Annotated in this window: 21 protein-coding genes and 2 riboswitches; of the genes, 17 read left to right on the top strand and 4 right to left on the bottom strand. The window is 63.5% G+C overall.

Annotated elements, in window-relative coordinates:
• Genes AC5RU9_RS15255 through csrA form a run of 5 tightly spaced genes read left to right on the top strand, consistent with a single transcriptional unit; the run spans position 1 to position 5,079 of the window.
• Entirely contained in the window at positions 1-759 is a 759-nt protein-coding gene (locus AC5RU9_RS15255) for a flagellar biosynthetic protein FliR (RefSeq protein ID WP_494017090.1), read from the top strand.
• Positions 759-1,844: an EscU/YscU/HrcU family type III secretion system export apparatus switch protein gene (locus AC5RU9_RS15250; protein WP_494017089.1), complete on the top strand. Its 1,086-nt coding sequence runs from the start codon at positions 759-761 to the stop codon at positions 1,842-1,844. The genes AC5RU9_RS15255 and AC5RU9_RS15250 overlap by 1 nt, the downstream gene beginning before the upstream one ends.
• Positions 1,841-3,892 (top strand): flagellar biosynthesis protein FlhA, encoded by a 2,052-nt coding sequence (locus tag AC5RU9_RS15245; protein ID WP_494017088.1) that lies wholly within the window; start codon positions 1,841-1,843, stop codon positions 3,890-3,892. The genes AC5RU9_RS15250 and AC5RU9_RS15245 overlap by 4 nt, the downstream gene beginning before the upstream one ends.
• Complete coding sequence (locus AC5RU9_RS15240) at positions 3,870-4,835, top strand: hypothetical protein (protein WP_494017087.1); 966 nt, start codon at positions 3,870-3,872, stop codon at positions 4,833-4,835. The genes AC5RU9_RS15245 and AC5RU9_RS15240 overlap by 23 nt, the downstream gene beginning before the upstream one ends.
• Before the next feature lie 4 nt (positions 4,836-4,839).
• A complete protein-coding gene (csrA, locus tag AC5RU9_RS15235) occupies positions 4,840-5,079 on the top strand; it encodes a carbon storage regulator CsrA (protein WP_211712831.1) in 240 nt (79 codons plus the stop codon).
• Between the two features lie 556 nt (positions 5,080-5,635).
• On the opposite strand, the gene AC5RU9_RS15230 is transcribed toward csrA, so the two are convergent.
• Positions 5,636-6,181 carry a flagellar protein FlgN gene (locus AC5RU9_RS15230; RefSeq protein ID WP_494017086.1) on the bottom strand — a complete coding sequence of 182 codons (546 nt, stop codon included), beginning with the start codon at positions 6,179-6,181 and terminating at the stop codon, positions 5,636-5,638.
• 209 nt (positions 6,182-6,390) lie between these two features.
• Here AC5RU9_RS15230 and AC5RU9_RS15225 point away from each other — a divergent pair, with 209 nt between their 5' ends.
• Positions 6,391-7,206: a sigma-70 family RNA polymerase sigma factor gene (locus AC5RU9_RS15225; RefSeq protein WP_494017085.1), complete on the top strand. Its 816-nt coding sequence runs from the start codon at positions 6,391-6,393 to the stop codon at positions 7,204-7,206.
• Positions 7,207-7,284: 78 nt separating this feature from the next.
• On the opposite strand, the gene AC5RU9_RS15220 is transcribed toward AC5RU9_RS15225, so the two are convergent.
• Entirely contained in the window at positions 7,285-8,835 is a 1,551-nt protein-coding gene (locus AC5RU9_RS15220; RefSeq protein ID WP_494017084.1) for an MFS transporter, read from the bottom strand.
• A 72-nt stretch (positions 8,836-8,907) separates the two neighbouring features.
• Between AC5RU9_RS15220 and AC5RU9_RS15215 the strand changes: the two genes are divergently transcribed.
• From AC5RU9_RS15215 to AC5RU9_RS15175, 9 genes are all read left to right on the top strand, one after another.
• On the top strand, positions 8,908-9,447 hold the full coding sequence (locus AC5RU9_RS15215) for a TetR/AcrR family transcriptional regulator (RefSeq protein ID WP_211712835.1): 540 nt from the start codon (positions 8,908-8,910) through the stop codon (positions 9,445-9,447).
• Between the two features lie 96 nt (positions 9,448-9,543).
• A riboswitch (glycine riboswitch) is annotated at positions 9,544-9,641 on the top strand.
• Between the two features lies 1 nt (position 9,642).
• A riboswitch (glycine riboswitch) is annotated at positions 9,643-9,766 on the top strand.
• A 52-nt stretch (positions 9,767-9,818) separates the two neighbouring features.
• A complete protein-coding gene (gcvP, locus tag AC5RU9_RS15210) occupies positions 9,819-12,665 on the top strand; it encodes an aminomethyl-transferring glycine dehydrogenase (protein WP_494017083.1) in 2,847 nt (948 codons plus the stop codon).
• 12 nt (positions 12,666-12,677) lie between these two features.
• Positions 12,678-13,826, top strand: coding sequence for a glycine cleavage system aminomethyltransferase GcvT (gene gcvT / locus AC5RU9_RS15205; protein ID WP_494017082.1), 1,149 nt, complete (start codon positions 12,678-12,680; stop codon positions 13,824-13,826).
• Positions 13,827-13,860: 34 nt separating this feature from the next.
• Entirely contained in the window at positions 13,861-14,247 is a 387-nt protein-coding gene (gcvH, locus tag AC5RU9_RS15200) for a glycine cleavage system protein GcvH (protein WP_211712838.1), read from the top strand.
• Between the two features lie 187 nt (positions 14,248-14,434).
• Positions 14,435-15,847, top strand: coding sequence for an L-serine ammonia-lyase (locus AC5RU9_RS15195; protein ID WP_494017081.1), 1,413 nt, complete (start codon positions 14,435-14,437; stop codon positions 15,845-15,847).
• Positions 15,848-15,885: 38 nt separating this feature from the next.
• Complete coding sequence (locus tag AC5RU9_RS15190) at positions 15,886-16,707, top strand: DNA/RNA non-specific endonuclease (RefSeq protein ID WP_494017080.1); 822 nt, start codon at positions 15,886-15,888, stop codon at positions 16,705-16,707.
• Positions 16,708-16,801: 94 nt separating this feature from the next.
• Entirely contained in the window at positions 16,802-17,890 is a 1,089-nt protein-coding gene (locus AC5RU9_RS15185) for a lipid II:glycine glycyltransferase FemX (protein ID WP_494017079.1), read from the top strand.
• A 110-nt stretch (positions 17,891-18,000) separates the two neighbouring features.
• The gene (locus AC5RU9_RS15180; protein WP_494017143.1) at positions 18,001-19,317 is read left to right on the top strand and encodes a peptidoglycan bridge formation glycyltransferase FemA/FemB family protein; all 1,317 of its coding nucleotides are present in this window, start codon (positions 18,001-18,003) and stop codon (positions 19,315-19,317) included.
• Between the two features lie 28 nt (positions 19,318-19,345).
• The gene (locus AC5RU9_RS15175) at positions 19,346-20,833 is read left to right on the top strand and encodes a threonine/serine exporter family protein (protein ID WP_211712847.1); all 1,488 of its coding nucleotides are present in this window, start codon (positions 19,346-19,348) and stop codon (positions 20,831-20,833) included.
• A gap of 77 nt (positions 20,834-20,910) precedes the next feature.
• Here the strand turns inward: AC5RU9_RS15175 and AC5RU9_RS15170 are convergent, their stop codons facing one another.
• The gene (locus AC5RU9_RS15170; protein WP_494017078.1) at positions 20,911-21,750 is read right to left on the bottom strand and encodes a siderophore-interacting protein; all 840 of its coding nucleotides are present in this window, start codon (positions 21,748-21,750) and stop codon (positions 20,911-20,913) included.
• A gap of 262 nt (positions 21,751-22,012) precedes the next feature.
• On the bottom strand, positions 22,013-22,780 hold the full coding sequence (locus AC5RU9_RS15165) for a uracil-DNA glycosylase (RefSeq protein WP_494017077.1): 768 nt from the start codon (positions 22,778-22,780) through the stop codon (positions 22,013-22,015).
• A gap of 107 nt (positions 22,781-22,887) precedes the next feature.
• Between AC5RU9_RS15165 and AC5RU9_RS15160 the strand changes: the two genes are divergently transcribed.
• The gene (locus AC5RU9_RS15160) at positions 22,888-23,223 is read left to right on the top strand and encodes a DUF3263 domain-containing protein (protein WP_397334646.1); all 336 of its coding nucleotides are present in this window, start codon (positions 22,888-22,890) and stop codon (positions 23,221-23,223) included.
• 49 nt (positions 23,224-23,272) lie between these two features.
• Complete coding sequence (locus AC5RU9_RS15155) at positions 23,273-23,887, top strand: LytR C-terminal domain-containing protein (protein WP_494017076.1); 615 nt, start codon at positions 23,273-23,275, stop codon at positions 23,885-23,887.
• Positions 23,888-24,027 lie beyond the last annotated feature (140 nt).

The raw sequence follows: 24,027 nt of genomic DNA, 5'->3' as shown, positions 1-24,027 counted from the left end.
GTGGACATCCCCGTGGACCAGTCGTGGATCCAGGTCCTGTTGCTGGCATCGGTTCGCATGACAGCCTTCCTGGTGGTTGCTCCGCCGTTCGCCCACCACGCCATCCCGGCCCGCATCAAGGCCATGCTCGGGATCGGGTTGGGGCTGGCCGTCTCCCAGCGGCTCTCCTCCGGAGTCGTCCCGTCGGACACGGCAGGATTCGTCATGGCCGTGGTCCTTGAGCTGGTCACCGGCCTGGTCCTGGGCTTCCTGGTGATGGTCATCTTCGCGGCAATCCAGTCCGCAGGCAGCCTGGTGGACCTCTTCAGTGGTTTCCAAATGGCACAGGCGTTCGACCCCCAAATGATGGTCAATGGTGCCCAGTTCACCAGGCTCCTCCAAATGGCGGCCCTTGCACTCCTTTTCGCCTCGGACGGCTACCAGATGGTCCTTGGCGGCCTCATGGGAAGCTTCAACGCCCTGCCTTTGGCTGGTGGCATCGACCTCAGCCAGCCCATTGAGGCCATGATCGGCGCCGTCACTGGCATGTTCCTCGCCGCCGTGCAGATCGCCGGTCCGCTCCTGGTGGTCCTGGTGCTCGCCGACGTCGGACTGGGACTCCTGACGCGCGTGGCCCCGGCACTCAACGCCTTCTCGCTCGGCTTTCCGCTCAAGATCTTCATAACCCTGGCCCTGGCAGGCTTCCTGTTCCTGGCGTTGCCCCGGCTCGTGGCCACCCTGGCCGAGCAGGCCGCCAACACGTTGATGGGGGTGGGCTAGTGGCGGATTCACAGGAGAAGACTGAACAAGCCACCGACAAACGCATGCGCGAAGTCCGGGAGAAGGGGCAGCTGTCCCGCTCCCAGGACCTCATGGCCTGGCTGGCAGTCGGGGCCGCCGCTGCGATGCTCCCGGCAACCATCGATCACGCCTCGAACGCCGCCGTCGACCAGCTCTTCACCGTGAAAAGCGTCATCGCGCAGCCCGATCCCGCCAAAGCCGTTGCTGCCCTGGAGGCAGGGCTGGGGTCCCTGGCCGGAATCCTGGGGCCGCTGCTCCTGGTTGTCACCGTGGTGGTGCTTGCAGGTTCGGCGCTGCAGGGCGGTATTCGCTTCAAGAAGTTCAGGGCCGAGTTTGAGCATTTCAACCTGCTCGCCGGCTTCAAACGCATGTTCGGTGGCCAGGCACTGTGGGGAGGCATCAAAGCGCTGCTGAAGACCGCCGTCGTCGGACTTGTCCTGTACGCCGTGGTGCAGGGGCTGATGCCGGTGCTGCTCACCGCTGGCGGGCTGCCCGTTGCCGGTGTCCTGGCAGCCGCTGCCGGTGGAATTGGGGCGCTCATCCAGTTCGCCGTGGCCGCAGGGCTGGTGTTGGCCGCCGCGGACATCTTTGTGGTGATGCGCCGTAACCGCAAGAAAACGCGGATGTCCAAGAAAGAAGTCCAGGACGAGAACAAAAACACCGACGGCGACCCCCTGATCAAATCCCAGCGCCGCTCACGCCAGCTCAGCATGAGCCGCAACCGCATGATCGGCGCGATAGGGGACGCCGACGTCGTGCTGGTCAACCCGACGCACGTGGCAGTTGCGTTGAAGTACGACGCCGGCAAATCGGCGCCACGCGTCGTGGCGAAAGGGTCGGGGCTGATCGCTGCGCGCATCAGGGAGGAAGCCGAAGCCAAGGGCGTGCCCATGGTCCAGGACATCCCGCTGGCCCGGGCCCTGCATTCAGCGTGCGAGCTGGGCCAGGAAATCCCGGTTGAGCTGTACCGCTCGGTCGCCGGAGTGCTGGCGTTCGTGATGTCGCTGAAGAAACGCGGAACTGCACGGGGAATCCATCAGATGAAAGAAAGTATGCAGGCATGAAGAACAACAAGTTCGCCCGGCTTTCCGTGCCGGTTGGCATCGTAGGAATTGTGCTGCTGCTGGTTGTTCCGCTGCCCGCCGCGCTGCTGGACTTCCTGATCGTGTGCAACATCCTCTTGGCCTTGCTGATCCTGCTGACCAGCATGTTCGTGAAAAAGCCCCTGGATTTCTCCGTCTTCCCGTCGCTGCTGCTCGTGGCCACGCTCTTCCGGCTGGGGCTCAACGTCGCGTCCACCCGGTTGGTGCTGGGCCAGGGCTTCGCGGGCCAGGTCATCGAGGCGTTTGGCAAGGTCACCGTTGGTGGTTCGCTGATCATCGGCGCGGTGGTGTTCCTGATCCTGGTGGTTATCCAGTTCGTGGTGGTCACCAAAGGTGCGGAACGTGTGGCAGAGGTGGGCGCACGCTTCACCCTGGATGCCATGCCCGGCAAGCAGATGGCCATCGACGCGGACCTCAACGCCGGACTCATCACCGACGCCGAAGCCAGAAGGCGGCGTGCCGAAGTGTCCGCCGAAGCCGACTTCTACGGTGCAATGGATGGTGCTTCGAAGTTTGTGAAAGGTGATGCCATTGCGGGCATCATCATTATCATCATCAACTTCGTGGGCGGGATCGCCATCGGCGTGCTGCAGCGCGGCATGGATGCCGGCGATGCCCTGAACACATACGGCCTGCTGACCATGGGCGACGGCCTGGTTACCCAAATTCCCGCACTTCTCATGGCCGTCTCCACCGGCATGATCGTCACCCGGTCCAATGCCGAAGAAGACATGGGTCGCACCGCGTCCTCGCAGCTCATGCAGTCACCCAATGCCCTGCTGATCGCAGGACTGGCGGCCGGCAGCATGGCCGTCATTCCCGGCATGCCCATCCTTCCGTTCGTGGTGGTGGGCGCGCTGCTGGTCCTCGCTTCGAGGCGTGTAGCCACAGCACAAAAGCTCCAAGCCGAAACCCAGGAGGCGGAGAGCGCTGCAGCACTGACCGGGGAGGAGGATCCCAACGAGCGGCTCATGGAAGACATGCGCGTCCATCCTGTGGAGATCCTGCTGGCACCGGACCTTGTGGACATTGTTTCGGGTGCCTCCGATGACCTGCTGGCCCGGGTACGGTCACTCCGGCACAAGATCGCCATGGAACTGGGACTCGTGGTCCCTCCCGTCCGCACACGCGACGCGATGGACCTGCCACCGTCCACCTATGCCATCCGCATCGCCGGCGTCGAGGCTGGAAGGGGAGTGGCGCCGTCGGGCAAGCTGCTTGCCCTGGGCGAATTCCTGGACGCGTTGCCGGGAACCGCAACCGTGGAACCCGTGTTCGGACTCTCCGGCAAATGGGTCCCGACGGAAATGCGGCACAGTGCCGAAATGACCGGAGCTACCGTGATTGACCGGGTATCGGTGCTGGTCACGCACCTGTCCTCGATCATCTCCGCGAACGCTGCCCGGCTCCTGACCCGCGAAGACGTCCGGGTGCTCACCGAAGGGGTCCGTAAGCAGAGCCCCTCCGCCGTGGAAGAACTCACGCCTGCCCTGCTGTCCTTGGCCGAAATCCAGCGCGTGCTCCAGGGACTCCTCGAAGAGCAGGTCCCCATCAACGACCTCCCGCGGATCTATGAAGCACTGGCGCTGCGGGCCAAGATCTCCACGGACCCGGAATCCCTGGTGGAATCCGCTCGGCACGCGCTGGGTCCGGTGCTGGCGGACAAGTACATGGACGGGGCAGTCCTCAACGTGATCATGATCGATCCGCTGCTGGAGCAATCCATGCTGGAGGACATGCGTCCCGGTGAAGGGGGCACCCAGATTGTCATGGGCCAGGCGAAGTTGGACAGCGTCCTTAGCTCGTTGAAATCCGCCGCGGACGGTGCCGCCGCTGCCGGTCGGGAAGCCGTGCTGGTCTGCGCACCTGCCCTGCGCCCTGCGATCCGGCGCCTTGTTGCAGCCCCCGACGGCGGTGTCCCCGTTCTCTCCTACCGCGAAGTGACCTCGGCGAACATCCGTATCGAAACGGTGGGGGTGGTGCGCCATGCAGAAGCGCTACAAGCTTAGTGGCGCCACGCTGGAAGTCATCCGCGCCAAGGCCCTCAAGCAGTATGGGCCGGGCGCGCGCATAGTATCCGCCGAGAAGGTCACCAATCCGGGCATCGTGGGTCTGTTCGCCGCCGCCAGGTTTGAGGCCACAGTGGAGGTTTCGGACGCCCCCGGTCCCGTCGACCACCAGGCGCCGCCAGCTGCCCCGCTGGTTGAGCCCGGTCCCGTTCACGAACTCCACGGGCCAGCCATCGCGGCCCTCCTGGAACGAGCCGACGCCGCCGAACTCGCAATGCACAAGCCCGCTCCCGCACCGGTCTCCACCGCATCCCCGGACTTCGCGGGCCTGCTGGAACAACTCGGCAAGGAACTGCAACCGGCTGGTCCATCTCCCGCCGTACCGGCCTTGGCGACCTTGCCGCCGTCGACCGCCATCCGAACGCCAAAGGTTCCGCAGCCCATGACCGGCGACGGTAACCTCATTGTCCTCCTGGGCCTCGGCGACGACGCGCTGGGATCGGCCCTGGAAATGTCCATAGCCGCCGGCGGCTCAGACGTCCGCACCGCAGGCCGCCTCACCGCCTTCGGTCACCTCCACATCCAAGGAAGGCAGGGCACGACGGCGGCGCGCGCCCAGGCCGTCCTCACCGGCCAGACCGTTGTGGTTGCGTTCGGGCTCGGCCGCCCGGGGGACGTGCCGTCAAACGGGGCCGACATCTCCCTCCTGGCCGCCGATCAGGTGTGGGTGGTGGTCGATGCGAGGCACAAAGCAGAAGACACGAAGGCCTGGGTGCGGGCCCTCCAGCGTGTGCTGGCAGGGGAGTCCGTGGGCGTTGACGCGCTCGCCGTCATCGGTGCCTCGGAAACCGCGAGCCCGCAAACGGTGGATACGCTGGAGCTTCCTGTCGGTTGGGTGGAAGGCAAACCCGCCACCGCGCCCGTCCTTGGAAAGGTAGATTGAAACCATGCTGGTACTGACGCGTAAGCCGGGCGAAAAGATCATGATCGGGGACGACATTGTCATCACCGTCATGGAAGGGCGCGGCGACGGCGTTCGGATCGGAATCGAGGCGCCCCGGGGCGTGTCCATCCAACGCAGCGAAGTGGTGGAAGCCATAGCCGCAGCCAACCTGGCAGCAACCCAGGCCGGCCCCGACGCCGAAGAACTCCTGGCCGCCCTCCGTCCCCCGGCCCCCAAAGACTGACCCTCTCGCACGTTCCGCCCTATTGGGCCGGACGCTCTCTCACATCCCGCCGTGTTGAGCGGGACGCTCTCTCACGTCCCGCCTGGTTGGGCCGGACGCTCTCTCACGTTCCGCCGTGTTGGGCCGAACCCTCTCTCATGTTCCGCCGTGTTGGGCCGGACGCTCTCTCACGTTCCGCCGTGTTGGGCCGGACGCTCGCTCACGTTCCGCCTTCTTGAGGCGGATGCGTCCCTCGGGGGAAGGCCGACGCCGGACCTTGGGATCCGCGGGTAGAGCTCGCCACCCATGGTGGCGCAGTCAATGCGGGTCACGGATGGGCGTCTACCGCTAAAGGCGCGGGGTGTGAGTGAGGGTTGGGCTGATGGGGTCGGGGTGTGAGTGAGGGTTGGGCTGATGGGGGGTGGGTTGTGAGTGAGGGTTGGGCTGAAGGCGCCGGGGTGTGAGTGAGGGTTGGGCTGAAGGCGCCGGGTTGTGAGTGAGGGTTGGGCTGATGGGGCCGGGTTGTGAGTGAGGGTTGGGCGGAAGGCGCCGGGAAGTGATGGAGCGTGGGCGGGAGTCAGCCCACGTCCAGGAAATCGCGGAGCGTGGGCAGGGTAGCCGAGCACACTGCAGCCAAGGCGCGTTGGATGTTCGAATCACGGGCCAGGAGGTCCAGGTCCGCAACGTCACTACCCAGTGCCTCATCGGTGCCCGACGCCGGTACGAGGGACACGTCCGGCGGAGCATTCAACAGCTCGACATTGCGGGCAACGGCAAGGTCAATTCCTGCCAACAATGCAGTCAATCCCCGGCGGTGATCGTCAAGGAGTTCTGGCCACAGTCCCGGGGGCGCGAGCGAAATGAGGGATGGAAGGGTGGATTGATCCGGGGCTTTCCATTCGGCGGCCAGCGCCGAGGCTTCCACCCCGCGGGCGAGGGATTCGAAGCGCAGATTTTCCAGGACTTTTTCGAGTTCGGCCGCGGTGAAGTTCAACCGGTGCCAGTTGCCCGCCCGGAGATGCAGGAGCTGTGTTTCGAGGAGGAAAAGCAGGAAATCCAGCTGCCTCCGTTCGCGCCACAGCGTTGCCGATAGCTCGTCCGCCCCCACGGTTCCCCAATTCATTTTTTGTCCCGCCAAAATCACAATTTGGCAGGGTTTATCTTTACTTCTGTCGAGCGTACACGCAGGGAGCTTTTCAGGTGGTATGTTCACTGAATACGTACCTGATTCGACGCTCAACAACGATGCTCTGGTTGGTCTCTGGACATCGGCGAAACGGCAAAAAGTCGGGTTTGCAACTCAATAATCCGGTCTCATGGGGGGACTCACTTTTGAATCGCGAACAGCGCAACGAGCTGGTGTTGCAGCACCTTCCGCTCGTTGGTTACCTGGTCTCTGACCTTTGTGCGCGCGCAACGCATTTATCGCGCGATGATTTTGCTTCTGTCGGTGCCGTTGCCCTTATAACGTCTGCTGATTCCTTCGATCCGGACCTCGGTGTTCCGTTCGGTGCTTTTGCGCGCCGCCGGATAGTAGGTGCCTTCGCGGACGAGATGCGAGCCGGAGATTGGGCTACGCGGTCGGCCCGCAAGCGGATCAAGGAAACCCTGGGCGTCCAGGAAACCCTGACCAGCATGCTGGGACGGGGTCCCAGCATGGCTGAGATGGCTTCGGCCCTGGGTGTCGAGCGCAGCCATGTCGAAGCTGCCCTGGTAGATGCGTCCCGGACGCTGACTTCACTGGATGAGGTGGTGGCGGACACCGTTGCTTCCCCCACGGATTCCCCGGAACACTCGGTCCTGGCTGATGAGCGGATCAAGTACCTCCGTGCCGCCGTCGATGCCCTCCCCGAAAAAATGCGCTTCGTGGTCCAGGAGATCTATCTCGCTGGACGGTCCGTGAAGGAGCTTGCCGAGGAACTGGGTTCCACGCATGCCGCCGTCTCGCAGCAGCGGGCTGAGGGGATCCGGCTCATGCGCGACGGCCTGGCGGCCCATTACGCCGATTCGCCCGACCAGGTTTTCGAACCGGAATCGCGCATCACGGCACGCCGCCGCAACGACTACCTTTCAGCCTTGGCCGCCGCAACCACGGGTGGAATCACCCGCGGCTTCGGCCTCGGTACCTCACTCAACAGCGCCGTTTAGATTCTCAAACAACAAGGAGGCCGGGCCGCTCAGCGACCCGGCCTCCTTGTGTGGGCGGACTGTTTTACTCGTTGTCGGCTATTGCGCCTTGGGGACACGGCGAAGTACGACGGCGGCAAGGGCTGCCGCTCCGGCCATGAGTACCAGCCCAATCGCCGCGGTGATGTGGACACCGGAGTCGAAGGCGACGCGTGCGGCGGCTGTCAGCGCTTCGGACAACGGGGCCGGGAGCGTGGAAGCTACATCAACCGCGCCGGCCAGGGTTTCCCCGGACTTCTCGGCGGCATGGCCGGCCACACCGTCGGGTATGACCAGGTTGTGCTGGTACGAGGCGGTGAGGATGGAGCCAAGGACTGCCGTTCCCAAAAGCGAACCCAACTCGTAACCGGTCTCGGAGATGGCTGACGCCGCTCCCGATTTGTCAGCCGGTACGGAGGCCAGGATGAGGTCATTGGAGATGGTCTCCGCAGCACCAACGCCGACGGCAAGCACAGTGAGTGCCGACAGGAGGAACACCGGGCCGCTACCGTGGTCGCCCACGACAGCTACGAAGTAGCCGACGGCACTGAGCGTCAACCCGCCAGCCACCACGTAGCCGGGCCGGATCTTTTTGACCAGGGGCACCACCAGCAGGCCGGCGATGACTGTTGCCAGGAGCGCGGGGATCATTGCGATACCAGCCTCCATGGGGGACTGACCTTCAACCAATTGCAGGTGCTGCGCGAAGAAGTAGATGAAGCCGGTCATGGAGAACAGCGAGAGTACGTTGGCAATGATCGCCGTACTGAACACCTTGTTCTTGAACAGGCTGACATCCAGCATCGGGCTGTCGATCTTCTGCTGGCGACGGACGAAGAGAACACCCATCACCAAGCCGAAAAGCATGAACACCGCTGCTGTCGGCCCAAAGCCGTGCACCGCGAATTCCTTGATGCCGTAGACAAACGGAGCCATGGTGAATATCGACAGAGCGATGCTGGGGACATCCACGCGGCCGGGGTTTGCGTCCTTGGACTCGGGGATCAAGGCCCTGCCGAAGGCGAGCAGCGGCAGCAGCAGGAAGGCTGCCACCAGGAAAACGGCGCCCCACCAGAAGTGTTCTACCAGCCAACCGCCGAAGATCGGGCCGAGGGCGGCACCACCGGAGAACCCGGCAGCCCATACGGCGATTGCGAGCCGGCGGCGGTTGGGGTCGGTGAAGATGTTCCGGATCAGGGAAAGCGTGGAGGGCATCAGCATTGCGCCGAAGACGCCAAGGCCGGCGCGGCCGGCAATCAGCCATTCGGCGGAAGGCGCGAACGCCGTAGCAGCCGACACCGCAGCGAAGCCTGTGCTGCCGATCAGGAGCAGCCGCCGTCGTCCGATCCTATCGCCGAGGTTGCCCATGGAAACGAGGAGCGCGGCAAGGACCAGCGGGTAGGCGTCCACGATCCAGAGCAGCTGCACGCCGCCAACATCCAGGGATCGGGCAATTTCGGGCAGGGCAAAGGTGAGCGCGGTGTTGTCGACGGCCACCAGCAGTACCGGGAACATCAGGAGTGCCAGGGCCGTCCAGTCGCGCCACGGTGCTGCAGGGCCCATGACGGGACGAGCGGAACGGGGAGCTTTGGTGGAGGACGGCGAGAACATGCTCTTACTGTACCGTCCAGACGGTATAGTTTCAAATTAAACCCCAGCAAACCTTTAGGGAATGATGTACACATGCCACGAAAACCAGTTGCCCGGGACGCCGTCCTGGATGCCTACGAAGCCCTCCTCATAGAGGTAGGGGAGCGGGCTGCCACGCTCGACGCTGTCGCCAAACGGGCCGGCGTCTCCAAGGGTGGGTTGCTGTACCACTTTCCCAACAAGGAGTCGCTGATCAGCGCCCTGCTGGAACGCCTGGACCAACTGGCCGAACAGGATATTGAGCAGATGAGGGCCGCGCCGGACGGTGCTGCCGCCTACTTCATCCGGACGTCCCTGTGGGCCGGGACGCCGATGGACCGTGCGTTTGTTGCCGCGACCCGCCTGGCCGAGGTTGCCCACGAAGAAACCCGCCGCAGGTTTGCCGGAATCCAAAAGCAATGGCTCGATGTCCTCGCCAAGGATGTCGGCCCCGAGGTCGCGAAGGCCGTTAGCTACATGGGCGACGGGCTGTATTTCAACGCAATGTTCGAGGGCGGCCAGGAGGCCGGCAACGATGGCCGGGAGGCCGACGTCGAAATCCTGCTCGGAGTGCTGGAGCGGCTGCGGAAGTAGCACGTCAGCCCATTTGCGGCGACGCCCCGCACGTAGGACAATTAACCCTTGTGGCCTGCCCTGAACCGGGGTCACGTTATAACTGAACATTGCCTATGATCTGCGGCGGGAGAGTCCTGCAAGCATGTGATGCAGGCGCCGTAGGAGCAAACCCTCCCCAGGAATCTCTCAGGCCCACGCACCGCCGCGGCAAGGCAACTCTGGAAAGCAGCAGGCGTTCTGCCCACCTAAGGGTGAAAGAGCGTTGTGCTCACCGACGGTGCAAGCGATGTTGTCCAAACAGCGCGGAAACTCTCAGGTCCAATACAGAGCGGGGAGGAACCCAGCCGCTGTGGCGTACCCAAACGCCGCCCAAGTAATGGAGTTCCTTCGTGACGGTTAGTTCTGCCTCCACCACCTTCGTCGATCGGCATATCGGCGCCCGCCGCCAGGCCGACATTGAGACCATGCTCAAGTCCGTCGGCTACGACACTGTTGATTCGTTGGTCGACACCGCCGTTCCCAACGATATCCGCCAGGACGTCGCCCTCACCCTGCAGAACGCCCTGAGCGAAGTCGAAGTCCTGGCTGAGCTGCGCAAGCTCGCCTCGAAGAACAAGACTGCCGTCCAGATGATCGGGCAGGGCTACTACGACACCGTCACGCCGGCTGTCATCCGCCGCAACATACTTGAGTCCCCGGCCTGGTACACGGCGTACACCCCGTACCAGCCGGAAATCTCGCAGGGCCGCCTCGAAGCACTGCTCAACTTCCAGACCATGGTCCAGGACCTGGTGGGCCTGCCCATCGCCAACGCCTCCCTCCTGGACGAAGCAACGGCCGTGGCCGAGGCCGTCCTGATGATGCGCCGCGCCAACAAGAACAAGGCTGCCCAGGACGGCAAGACCGTTCTCGACGCCGACTGCCTCCCGCAGACCATCGCGATCGTGAAGGGCCGCGCCGAGGCACTGGGTTTCGAGGTTGAGGTTGCCGATCTCAGCGCCGGCCTCCCGGAGGGTGCCATCAACGGCGTCGTCCTCCAGCAGCCGGGCGTTTCCGGTCGCGTGTTCGACCACTCTGCCGTCATTGCCGAGGCCAAGGAGCGCGGTGCGCTGGTCACCGTCGCGGCCGACCTCCTCTCCCTGACGCTCATCACCCCTCCCGGTGAGCAGGGCGCCGATATTGCTGTTGGTTCCGCGCAGCGCCTGGGCGTGCCGCTGTTCTTCGGCGGTCCGCACGCCGCTTACATGGCGGTCCAGAAGGGCCTGGAGCGTTCCATGCCCGGTCGCCTGGTGGGCGTTTCCAAGGACGACGCCGGTGTCCCCGCCTACCGCTTGGCGCTGCAGACCCGCGAGCAGCACATCCGCCGCGAGAAGGCCACGTCCAACATCTGTACCGCACAGGCGCTGCTGGCCATCGTGGCCTCGATGTACGCGGTTTACCATGGCCCCGAGGGCCTGAAGGCGATCGCGGAGACCGCACACGGACACGCCCGCACCTTGGCCGCATCCCTGAAGGCTGCCGGCGTCGAGGTCCTCCACGGCTCGTTCTTCGACACCATCACGGTCCGCGTTCCAGGCAAGGCTGCCGAAGTTGTTGCAGCGGCCGATGCGCGCGGTATTAACCTGCGCGGCGTCGACGCGGACACGGTTGGCATTTCGGTCGATGAAACCACTACTTCCGAGATTGTCGGTCGTGTCCTCGATGTCTTCGGCGCTTCGGTACTTGAGTCCGCTGAGGGCTTCGCGCTTGAAGCTTCAGTTGAGCGCACCAGCAACTTCATGCAGCACCCGGTGTTCAACACCCACCGCTCCGAAACCCAGCTCCTGCGTTACATCCGCAAGCTCTCCGACCGGGACCTCGCACTGGACCGCACCATGATCCCGCTGGGTTCGTGCACCATGAAGCTGAACGCCACGGCAGAGATGGAAGCCATTTCCTGGCCGGAGTTCGCCTCCATCCACCCGTTCGCGCCGGACTCCCAGACCGAAGGCTGGCGTGAGCTGATCACCGACCTCGAGGCGCAGCTGACCGAGATCACCGGCTACGACCAGGTCTCCATCCAGCCCAACGCCGGTTCCCAGGGTGAGCTGGCTGGCCTGCTGGCCATTCGCGGCTACCACCTCTCCAACGGCGATGACCAGCGCAACGTCTGCCTGATCCCGGCCTCCGCCCACGGCACCAACGCCGCGTCGGCAGTGCTCGCCGGCATGAAGGTAGTGGTTGTGGCCACCGCGCCCGATGGCACCATCGACCACGTCGACCTCAAGGCCAAGATCGAGGCCAACAGGGACGTCCTCTCTGCCATCATGATCACCTACCCGTCCACGCACGGTGTGTACGACGCCGACGTCCGCGAAGTCTGTGACGCCATCCACGAGGCCGGTGGCCAGGTCTACATCGACGGCGCCAACCTCAACGCGCTGGTTGGCTTGGCCCAGCCGGGCAAGTTCGGCGGCGACGTCTCCCACCTGAACCTGCACAAGACCTTCTGCATCCCGCACGGCGGTGGCGGACCCGGCGTTGGACCGGTTGCGGCCAAGGCACACCTGGCACCCTTCATGCCCGGCGATGCCGCGTCCTGGACCGAAGGCAACGACGTCCCGATTTCCGCGTCCCGCTTTGGATCCGCCGGCGTCCTGCCGATCTCCTGGGCTTACGTGAAGCTCATGGGCGGCCAGGGCCTCACCGAAGCCACCAAGTCAGCCCTGCTTGCTGCGAACTACATCGCTTCGCGCCTCAACGACCACTTCCCGGTGCTCTACACCGGCGAAGGCGGACTTGTTGCCCACGAGTGCATCCTGGACCTCCGCGAACTGACGGCCGAGACCGGGGTCACGGCTGAAGACGTAGCCAAGCGCCTCATCGACTTCGGCTTCCACGCTCCCACCCTGGCCTTCCCGGTGGCGGGCACGCTGATGGTGGAACCCACCGAATCCGAGGACCTTGCCGAGATCGATCGCTTCATCGAAGCCATGATCACCATCCGCAAGGAAATCGACCAGGTTGCTGCCGGTGACTTCTCCGTGCAGGATTCCCCGCTTCGCCGCGCGCCGCACACGGCAGCCGCCGTCGTAAGTTCCGATTGGGACCGGTCGTACCCGCGCGAGCAGGCCGCCTTCCCGGTCCACCACCTGAAGCAGGACAAGTACTTCCCGCCCGTGGGCCGCATCGACGGCGCAGCCGGAGACCGCAACCTGGTCTGCTCCTGCCCGCCCATCGAAGACTTCGAGAACTAAGGGGTTCCCGCAATGACTGAGAACTACACTGCCCTCTACGAGGAGCACAAGAAGCTCGGCGCGTCCTTCACCGATTTCGGTGGCTGGCAGATGCCGCTCAAGTACTCCTCCGAACTGGCTGAGCACCATGCAGTCCGTAAGTCCGCCGGCCTGTTCGACCTCTCCCACATGGGCGAAGTCTGGGTCACCGGGCCGGAAGCTGCTGCGTTCCTGGACTACGCGCTGGTGGGCAAAATCTCCGCCATGGCCGAGGGCAAAGCCAAATACTCGCTGATCTGCCAGGAAGACGGCGGCATCATCGATGACCTCATCACCTACCGTCGCCCCTCGCCCGAAGAAGGCGAGGACAAGTTCCTTGTAGTCCCCAATGCGGGCAACGCGAAGGTAGTCGCTGACGCCCTTCAGGAGCGGTCCGCCGGCTTCGATGTCGTTGTTAAGGATGCCTCCGCCGAGACGTCACTCATCGCCGTCCAAGGTCCCCTCGCCGAAGCAATCCTCCTGCGCCTTGTGCCTGCCGAGCAGCACTCCCTGCTGATGGAACTGAAGTATTACGCCGCCGTCGAGGTCACCTTCCTGGTAGCAGGCAGCGGCCAGGAACTGCTCCTGGCACGCACCGGCTACACCGGCGAGGACGGCTTCGAGATCTTCGTGCCCAACGAATCCGCCGCAGCCCTGTGGCAGGCCATTGCCGCTGTCGCGGAGGAGGGTGAGCTCATCCCCGCCGGCCTCGCATCCCGCGACTCCCTCCGCCTCGAAGCAGGCATGCCCCTCTACGGCAACGAGCTTTCCCGTGAAGGCAACCCGTTCGCCGCGGGACTCGGGCCCGTGGTTGCACTGTCCAAGGAAGGCGACTTTGTTGGCAAGGAAGCACTGGCTGCCTTGAAGGCAGAGGGTGCCGGTTCCACCAGCGGCCGCAAGCTCGTAGGCCTCAAGGGTCTGGGCCGCCGCGCTGGCCGCAGCCACTACCCGGTCTTGAGGGACGGGGTTGTTGTTGGCGAGGTGACCTCCGGCCAACCCAGCCCGACGCTCGGCTACCCGGTAGCGTTGGCGTATGTCGACGTCGAGTTTGCCGAAGTTGGGACTGCGCTGGACATCGACCTGCGCGGCAAGGCCGAGCCCTTCGAAGTCGTTGCCCTGCCGTTCTACAAGCGTCAAAAGTAGCCAGTTTTTCATTCACCACACGTAAGGAAACAGAATGCCCAAAGTAGCGCCCGAACTTCAGTACTCCGACGAGCACGAGTGGGTTTCCCGCGGCGAAGGGAACTCGGTGTCTGTTGGTATCTCCGAGGTTGCCACCGACGCCCTGGGCGACATTGTCTACGTTGACCTGCCCGAGGTAGGTTCCACCGTCACCGCAGGCGAAACCTGTGGCGAAGTCGAGTCCACGAAGTCGGTCTCCGACCTGTACTCGCCCGTCACCGGCGAGGTCACGGAAACCAACGACGCCGTTGTTTCCGACCCCGCGCTCATCAACAACGACCCCTACGGCGCTGGCTGGTTGTTCAAGGTGGCCGCCACCGAGGACGGCCCGCTGCTCTCCGCCGAGGAATACGCCTCCAAGAATGGCGGAGACCTGTCCTAGGGATCCCGCCACGCGAGCCCAGTGGGCGTAGCGTGGTTTGTAGTAACTGAATAATTCGCGACGCCGGGTTGCCGCCTTTGGGGGCCATCCGGCGTCGTGCTTCGGTCGCCTTCCGCCACAAGCGGGAGTGGCCATCCGGCAGGACCATCTGCCGGGACATCTCAAGTTTTATGAAGGAATCACGGCTATGGCTGTTGGTGTTTTCGATCTGTTCTCTGTAGGCATTGGGCCGTCGAGTTCGCATACTGTGGGGCCGATGCGGGCTGGGGCGGTGTTTGCTGGTGAGTTGCGGGACGCTGGTGTCCTGGATTCGGTGGCGTCGTTGCGGGTGGACCTGTATGGGTCGTTGGCTGCGACGGGTCGTGGGCATGGGACCATGACGGCGACGTTGCTGGGGTTGGAGGGGTTCCACCCGGAGTTGATCCTTCCCGAGGAAGTGGAGGAGCGGCTTGCGGCGATCGCTGAGACGGGTGTGTTGAACCTGGCGGGGGCCTCGGGTGGCGGTGTGGAGTTGCCGTATGCGGTGGAGGATATGGTTCTTCATCCGTTGACGGTGTTGCCGCGGCATACGAATGGGATGCGGTTTGCTGTGTCCGATGCCGGGGGCAATGTGCTGAAGGAGGCGACGTTCTTTTCGGTCGGTGGTGGGTTCATTGTCCGTGAGGGTGAGGAGAACGCGGCGCAGGCTGAGTTGGAGGAGTCCAAGAAGGAGTTGCCGTTGCCGTTTAGGACGGCGGCGGAGTTGTTGGGCAGGTGCGCGTCCAAGGGGTTGGGGATCAGCGACATCATGTTCATTAACGAGCGGGCGTCCCGGTCCGAGGAGGAGATCCGGGAGGGTTTGCTGCATATTTGGTCGGTGATGGAGGCCTGTGTTGAGACCTCGTTGAAGCGTGAGGGTGTGTTGCCGGGTGGTTTGAAGGTCCGGCGTCGTGCACCGGACTGGCTGGAGCGGCTCCTGAAGGAGGACAAGGACCGGAACGATCCGAAGTATTGGCAGGAGTGGGTGAACCTGATCGCGTTGGCGGTCAATGAGGAGAACGCTTCGGGCGGCCGGGTGGTGACGGCGCCGACCAATGGTGCGGCGGGGATCATTCCGGCGGTGTTGTATTACGCGTTGAATTACGCCCCGGGCATGGACCAGGCCACTCAGCAGGACCGGGATGATGTGGTGGTGAAGTTCCTGCTCGCAGCCGGTGCGGTGGGTGTGTTGTACAAAGAGCAGGCGTCCATTTCGGGTGCCGAGGTGGGCTGCCAGGGCGAGGTGGGGTCGGCGTCGTCGATGGCTGCCGCGGGCCTGGCCGAGGTGATGGGTGGTACCCCGGGTCAGGTGGAGAACGCGGCGGAGATCGCGATGGAACATAACCTGGGGTTGACGTGTGATCCGATCGGGGGGTTGGTGCAGATCCCGTGCATTGAGCGGAACGCGATTGCTGCGGCGAAGGCGATCAACGCGGCGAAGATGGCGTTGTGGGGTGACGGGACGCACCGGGTCTCGTTGGACGAGGTGATCGTGACCATGCGTGAAACGGGCAAGGACATGTCCCACAAGTACAAAGAAACAGCGATGGGCGGCCTCGCCGTCAACGTCGTCGAATGCTGAGTCTGTTTACTGTCAGTGCCTAGTGCCATGCTGTATCCATGAGCGGGGGATACGACAGGGATTTTTTGCGGGCACGCCTTGAACTGCCCAGTCCGTCGGCAACGACGATTCTTTTGGACTACATCCACTTCTCCGTGCGTTTCCGGGCTTCCCGGAAGCTCGCGGCGATCGTGGGAGTGAACATCAACGGCAAGGAACTGAACCCACTGGCCCGGGAGGGGACCTGGCATTTCGATGACAGGATTCCCCGGGAACAGCAGGCCGGTCCGGACGTCTACAAAAACAACGCCTTCGACCGCGGGCATTTGGTGCGGCGTCTGGACCCCGTCTGGGGTGACGCTGCAACGGCCAAGAAAGCCAACCAGGCCACCTTTTCCTTCACCAACGCAGCGCCACAGGTGGACGACTTCAACCAAGGCAAGGAACTCTGGGTGGGCCTGGAGGACCACGTGTTGGGACATGCCGATGCCTACGACGCCAAGCTCAGTGTGTTTACCGGGCCGGTCTTGCTCGATGATGATCCTCCCTACAGGGGTGTCCAGGTTCCAAGGAAATTCTGGAAGATCGCGGCGTGGACCAGCGATGCCAAGCTTGCCGCCGTCGGGTTCGTTTTGGACCAGTCGCCGCTGCTGGGCAAAGTGGAACTGAAGAGGGCCATCGACCAGCGGCTCCTTGAAGGCGAACCGCCGCCGCTGGGTCCGTTCCGGACGTTCCAGGTGCCCATCGGAGAAATTGCGGATGTGACCGGGCTCAGCCTCAGCCGGCTGGTGAACGCGGATCGACTGGCCAGCGGCCAGCGGGAACTCGGAAAGGCGCCGAAGGCCATCAAATTGGAAAGTGCGGACCAGATCCGGTTGTAGTGCGGAACCTGACGATTTTTCTCAGCCCGATAGACTTGGGGCTGCATGTCCGCATGCGCATCACGCTTTTGAACACAGCACCAAAACCCTGAGATTGGACACGGCCACCTTGCGAGAATTTACTGCCCGCTTTGCCACCGCCGAGGAAACCGATAACTGGGACAAGCACGTCACGGCCAATCCGAACGGCGGCAACATGCTGCAGTCGGACGCCTACGCGGCGGTCAAGGATGGCAACGGCTGGCTGGTCCGCCGCCTGGTGGTTGAAGCCGCCGGCTACTCCAGTTACAACCTGCTGCTGGAGAAGAAGTTCCCCGTGCTGGGACGGCTCTGGTACCTGATCAAGGGCCCGGACGCTGCGTCGGCGGATGAGATCGAGCCCATGCTCAGGGCGGTGGCGGCGTTGGCGAGGGAACAGAAGATGAACGTCTTCACCATCAAGATAGAGCCCGACGTCGTGGACTCACCTGAGGTGGCTGCCCAACTGCAGGCCGCTGGCCTGGTTAAGGCCCCGAACATCCAATCCAACGATTCCACAGCGCTGTTGGACATCTCCGCCCCGGCCAACGAAGTGCTGCGCAGCATCTCGTCCCGCGCCCGCAACGCGGTCCGGAGGGCGGAGCGCGAGGGCTGCGAAGTTGTGGAGGCGGAGCCGGGCGAGGACAGCTACAGGAAGCTCTACGCCCTGATGCAGAACACCATGAACGCCAAAGGCGCCATGCCCCTGCGAAGCTACGAGTACTACGCCACGTTCTGGGAAGAGTTTTGCAGCCGGGGCCAGGGACACTTCTTCTTCGTCTACGAGGACGGTGCGCCCAGCGTTGGCGCTTTCGTCATCAACTACGGTTCCAAGGCAACCTACAAGGACGGCGGTTCCACGCAGAACCGCAAACAGTATGGCGACTCGCACTTGGTCCAGTGGGCAGCGATCCAGCGCATGCAGGAGCTCGGCTGCGTGGAATACGACTTTTGCGGCACGCCCCCTGCTGCCAGGATCAAGGACAAGAGCCACCCGCTCTACGGCCTGGGATCTTTCAAGACAAGCTTCACCAAGACCGTCACGGACTTCGTGGGCTGCTACGACCTCGTACTGGGCCCTGTCCGCTACAAGCTGTGGCTCAAGGGTGCGGAGAAGGTGTTCAGAAGGCTCGAAACCATGCGCACCGGCGGTCAGTTCTACTGACGGACAGCCAAAGCCAGCAAGCCAACCACAGGCCCGCCCCGGCCACCAACGGGCGCAAATCTAATCTAGGTGAGGTAATTTCTTTGACTCCGATCGAGGCTGGAACCGACATGGAATTCGTGATTCTCAGTGACGCTGATTTCGAGACGTTTGCCAAGGGACACCCGCAGGGGAGCTTCATCCAGTCCATGGACCTGACGCGTTTCCAACGCGCACGTGGCCAGGAAGTCGAACTCTTCGGCGTTACCCGCGGCGAGAGCCTCATTGCGGCGGGAAAGCTCGTGTACACGTCCAACCGCTTTGGCTACAAAACCGCGGACTGCGCCAAGGGACCGCTGATGGACTACAGCGACCCCGCCGTGGTTCGCTTCGTCGTCGAGCAGTTGAAAAAGCATGCCGCCTCGAAGAAGGCGGCGGAACTGCGGATCTCGCCGAACCTTCGTTACATCGCCCGTGACGAAGACGGCGCCGAGCACCCGGAGGTTGAGGACAACCGCCCGCTGCTCAAGGAACTTGAAGGCTTGGGCTTCCAACACCAGGGCTTCGACATGAACTTCGCCAACATCAACTGGATGTTCATCAAGCAGCTCGATGGTTTCGCGGACTCCGAAGAGCTCATCATGGGCATGAACTACCGCACCCGCAAGGCCATCCGGAAGGCTGAGAAGAACGGCGTGTACCTGGAACAGGCCACGCTGGAGACGCTGGATGACTTCTACAATGCGCTGAGCACCGCTGGCGACGAGAAGGGCTTCACGTACCGCGAACGGGAGTACTACGAGCAACTTCTCCGGAACACCCCTGATGAGTTCACCAAGCTCATGATGGCCAAGATCAACATTCCCGAGTACCGCGCGTCCATCACCGAACGACTCGAAGCTGAATCCAAGACCCTGGCCGAACTGAAACGCGAGGTCGAGGAGACCGGCAGCAAGAAGAAGGCCAACCGCGTCAAGGTGGTCCAGGACCTCGTGGACAGCTACGAGCGCAGCCTCAAGGACATCGAGCGATTCCCCGATTCCGTGGGGGTGGCTACGGTGGCGGCCATCCACTTCGCGTGCTCCGGCGACGAGCTGACGTGCGTCATCGGCGGCACGGTGCAGGACTACATCTACTTCAACGGCGCCACGTCCCTGTACTGGGGCATGATGCTCCACGCCCTCAACAACGGGTACTCGCGTTACAACTTCTATGGCACGTTCGGCATCCAAGGCCAGGACGACACCGGCCACGGTGGGTATGAATTCAAGAAGGGGTTTGGCGGCGAAGTGGTCCAGCTGATTGGCGACTTCGTGGCACCAGTGAACCCGCTCACGTTCAACGCCTACCGCGTGGCCAGGAAGCTTGCAGGAGCCGCCCAGACAGTACTGGGAAGATTGCCACTTGAGAAATTGCCGGTCGTAGGAAAACTCCGGAGGAACCACTAATCACACAAGCGCAGGGGAGGATCACCGCGTGACTGAACGCCCCGAGGGGTCCGGTAGCAGGCCCCACACGGACGGCTTGCCCAAGACCCAGCCGCTTAGGCCGTCGCAGGTCCGGCAGAACGTCAACGCCAAACGCATGCTTATGCGCCTGGTGCAAGGCGATAGCCCGCCGACGGCGCCCATGAACATCGTGGACCGGCTGGCGGGCAGCCCCTATGCCAACCCCACCATCCAGGTGGTTGGTGTTGATGCATCCGCCCGCAAGACCATCGACTTTGCCTTGCACCTGGCTGAGGTTATGTTCCGGTACGGCGCCGGCGCCTTGGAAGTCGAGACGAGCATGATCGCCGTCACGGCTGCCCTGGGCCTGAAGAACGTTGAAGTGGACATCACCAACCAGTCGGTGGCCATCAACTATGCGCCCAAGGACCAGACGCCCATCACGCTCCTCCGCGTGGTGCGCTCCTGGACAAACAACTACGCCGGCCTGGCGCAGGTGCACCAACTGGTCACGGACATCGTGGCCGGGGGAGTGGGCCGCGACGAAGCCGTGCGCCGGTTGAACGAGATCATCCGCAGCGCCAAGCCCTTCCCGCGATGGATGGTGACTATAGCGTTCGGTATCTTCGCGGCTGTCTTCGTGGGCGTCCTGGGCGGCGGGCTCGGCGCGTCAGCGGTGGCCTTCGGCTCCAACATCCTGATCAGCCTGCTTTCCCGTCAACTGGCCAGATGGAGGACAGCAGACTTCTTCAACACCATGGCTTGCGCGTTCCTTGTCACCTTCATCGCCTTGATGCTCCGCTGGGCTGGTGTGGACATCGCTCCCTCCATTGTGGTGGCGGGCGGAATCCTGCTGTTGCTCCCAACGGGCCGGCTCGTTTCGTCGGTACAGGATGCGATCAACGGCTTCCCGGTCACGGCCGCGGGCCGGTTCCTCTCCACACTGCTTACCTTTGGCGCGATCGTGGCAGGTATCGGCGTCGCTGTCGTCGTGGGCACGCTGATGGGCAGCGCCGTCCTGGATGTCACGCAAACATTCCCCGACGCGTATCCGCTGTGGGGCCGCGCCATCCTCATCGCCGTCGCGGTGGTTGCCATCGGCGTCACGGAACAAACCCAAACGCGTTTGTTAATTCCGACGGCGGCAGTCGGCATAGTGGGCTTCTTCGTTTTGTGGGGGGTCGGCCAAGCCGGTCTTGGCGATCGTTTGTCGCCTGCTGTCGCGGCGGTGATCATCGGCTTGCTGGCGCGTGTCGTAGCGCTGAAACTGGGCGCCCCCCAGCTGGTCGTTGCTGTCCCCGCGGCGCTGATTCTGCTGCCGGGCCTGACCATCTTCCGTTCGATGTATGCTCTCACAGTTGAAGGGGGCGACTTCCTGGCCGGCGCGGGCGGGATGCTCAACGCCGGTGCGATTGTGCTGGGTGTGGCCGCGGGCATCGTGCTGGGCGACAACCTGGCCAGGCCGCTCACAAAGGGCCTGTCCAGCAATGAACGCCGGAGGGTGCGCCGGCGCTAACCTGCCGAAAGTTTGTGTACAAGTAATGCCCTTAAGAAGGTTTCTTAAGGGCATTACTTGTAGGCAAACTCGAGTTGCTAGATCTTCCCTACGGGGAGCTTCTTCTCAGCTTGGAAGACCTCTTCGACGCGCCCCTGTGCCCAGTATCCGGACAAGGAAACCTGGGAACGTTCCAAGCCGCGCTGGACGAAGAAGATCTCCCGGAGGCCCTTCATATAGCCCCGCTCGCCGTGGGCGAAGACGTCCACCCGGCCGGGCAGCCACTCGGTGTTCCTCAGTGCCTCCAGCAGGAGGTCGCTCGATCCGGCAGGTACGCCGCGGCGCAGCAGCCAGTGCAGTTCCAGGCCAGCCGGCGCTGCGATTGGCAAGATGTCCGCCTCACTATCCACCTCCAGGTAGGCAACACCGCGCGCGTCAGGGGCAAGGGCCTCCACGGCTGCAGCAACCGCTGGGATGGCGGCGTCGTCGCCCGCGAAAAGATACCAGTCGGCGTCGGGGTTGGGATTGAATCCACCGCCAGGGCCCGTGAAGACCAGCGTTTCGCCTGGTTCGGCTGCTGCAGCCCACGGGCCGGCAAGTCCCTCGTCACCGTGGACAACAAAGTCGATCGCCAACTCCTGGGCCGCCAGGTCGACCCACCGGATGGTGTAGGTCCGGGTGTGGGGCCATAGCTCGCGCGGCATGGTCTCGCGGATGGTCCAGAGGTCCAGCGGGAAGTCGTAGTCGACGCCCGGCTGGGGAAAAACGATTTTGACGTAGCGGTCCACGTAGTCGTTGTTTGCGTAATCGCTGAAGCCCGGCCCACCGGCCACAATCCGCACCATGTGTGGGGAAAGGAGTTCTTTCCTGAGCACGGTCAGGTTGACCTGTGGGCGGGTATTGCGGGTAGCGGACGAGGTGACGGGGAGAGCGGCCATATAGGCAAGCCTAAGCTAATGCGCTGGACGTCTGCTGGGCGCGAGTCGAACGTTACGCGCTCCTTCACGTTCCATACGCTTCGGGCAAACGCTCTCTCACGTTCCGTACGCTTCGGGCAGACGCTCTCTCACGTTCCGTACGCTTCGGGCGGACGCTCGCTCACGTTCCGTACGCTTCGGGCAAACGCTCTCTCACGTTCCGTATGCTTCGCGGCCTTGGTGATGGAGGGTTGGTGGGAAGGCGGCGGAACGTGGAGGAGCGCTAGAGGACCGGCAGTTCCCAGTCGATCGGCTCGGCGCCCTGCTGTGTCAGAAGCTCATTGGCCCGGCTGAACGGTTTGGAGCCAAAGAAGCCCCGCGATGCCGACAAGGGGCTGGGGTGGACCGATACCACCGACGGCGCTCCCTTGAGCAGCGGCACGACGCCCTCTGCGTCTTTCCCCCACAGGATGGCCACCAGTGGGCGTTGCTGTCCGGCCCCGGTGGTGCGGTCGGCGACGGCGGTGACGGCCGCCGTCGTAATGTCCTCCCAGCCTTTGCCGCGATGGGAGCCGGCATTGCCCGCTTCAACGCTGAGGACACGGTTCAGCAGAAGGACACCCTGGCTGGTCCAGGCGCTGAGGTCGCCATGGACTCGCGGTGGCAGGCCGAGGTCGTCGTGAAGTTCGCGGTAGATATTGGCGAGGCTCCGCGGGATGGGGCGCGTGCTCCGTGAAACGGCAAAGGAAAGGCCGACGGCGTGTCCCGGGGTTGGGTACGGGTCCTGGCCGAGTATGAGTACTTTGACGTCGGCCAGCGGTTGTTTGAAGGTGCGCAGAAGATTGTCAGAGGCAGGGAGGACCTGGCTTCCATTGGCGGCCTGGCCGGCGACGAACGCGAGGGCGGCGCGGAGTTGGTCTTCCACGGGCCGCAAGGCGTCCGCCCAGTCAGGCGCCATGAGCTCCTCCAACGGACGGTCAATCAGTTCGGCGAAGTTGGTATCCGCCACGCCCGCCGGTTCAAGTTCAAACAGTGCATCCTCGCCAGTCATCACGCCATTGTCTCCCGCACCCGCCAAACGGGGCGAATGACAGCGTTGTTATTCGCCCGTAACATAGGGGTAGGACAATTTCCCACCAAGCGTCGAAGGAGTGTGCCGTGGCCGAACCAGCACCGGAACCGATGGCGCCGCAGGCGACAGGTTTTTCGCTCGAGGACCTCGCGGCTGAAACCCGCAGCGAATCCCCCCTGAGTGAGCGGGACCAGCAAATGCTGGCACTTGAACGGCAGTGGTGGAAGTACGCCGGCGCCAAGGAACAGGCTATCCGCGAGCTGTTCGATCTCTCCGCCACCCATTACTACCAGATCCTGAACGCGCTGATCGATACCGAGGACGCGTTGGCTCACGATCCCATGCTCGTCAAGAGATTGCGTAGACTACGTACGTCCCGCCAACGTGCGCGGACGGCACGTCGCTTGGGGTCCGACGCGTAAATCGCCAGGCTGATCTGTCAGCAGCAACCAGCAAGGACAACGCTTCACCATGACCAAATATGCCAGGGATGAATTCGACCAGGTTCCGCAGAACACCAATCGCCAGGGCGTTCACCGTGACGCCCAGGAGACTGCCCGCCCCACCTTGTGGCCGGTCCTCACCGTTGGAGCCGTCGCTCTGGTGCTCGGCCTGGTGGCGTTCTTGATCCTTCCAAACCTCGGTGTTGTGGGCCCCAGCGCTTCCTCGAACGTCTCGACGCCGGCGCCCCAGCAGACTGATGCCTCACCGTCTGCGGCGCCCAGCGAATCAGCTCCCGCAGCTTCCGGCGAACCGAGCCCGGAGGCTTCACCGTCCAACGTTCCGTCCGAGACTCCGTCTTCGGCTGCGGTGGACAAAACCACCCCCGTTGCGGTTTACAACGGCGCCGGCACGGCTGGCCTGGCAGGCCGGGTGGCCGGCCTGGTAGAGGGCGATGGATGGACGCTGAGCACGGTTGGCAACTGGGGCGGCCTGCCGCAGCAGACCTCCGTGATCTTCTACAACAGTCCTGCGCAGAAGGCCAACGCCGAGGCGTTGGGTGCTCTGCTGCGCATCCAATCGATCGTGGAGTCCCCGGAAATCCAGCAGCCCCTGGTGGTTGTTGCCGGCCCCGGATACCAGTAGAGGGCCGCTGTAGAAGCACCCCCAAGCCCCAACTCGGTTAAGCCTCAATAACAAAAACGATGCCCCGCCCCTCACCGGCAGCGCCGTGATAGTGACTGTGGTTACAGTGGATTGATTCCGGTACGGAGATCCCGGCAACC

This window comes from Arthrobacter sp. B0316-5-4 (assembly GCF_059090325.1).
This window is presented reverse-complemented; position numbering and strand designations above follow the sequence as displayed.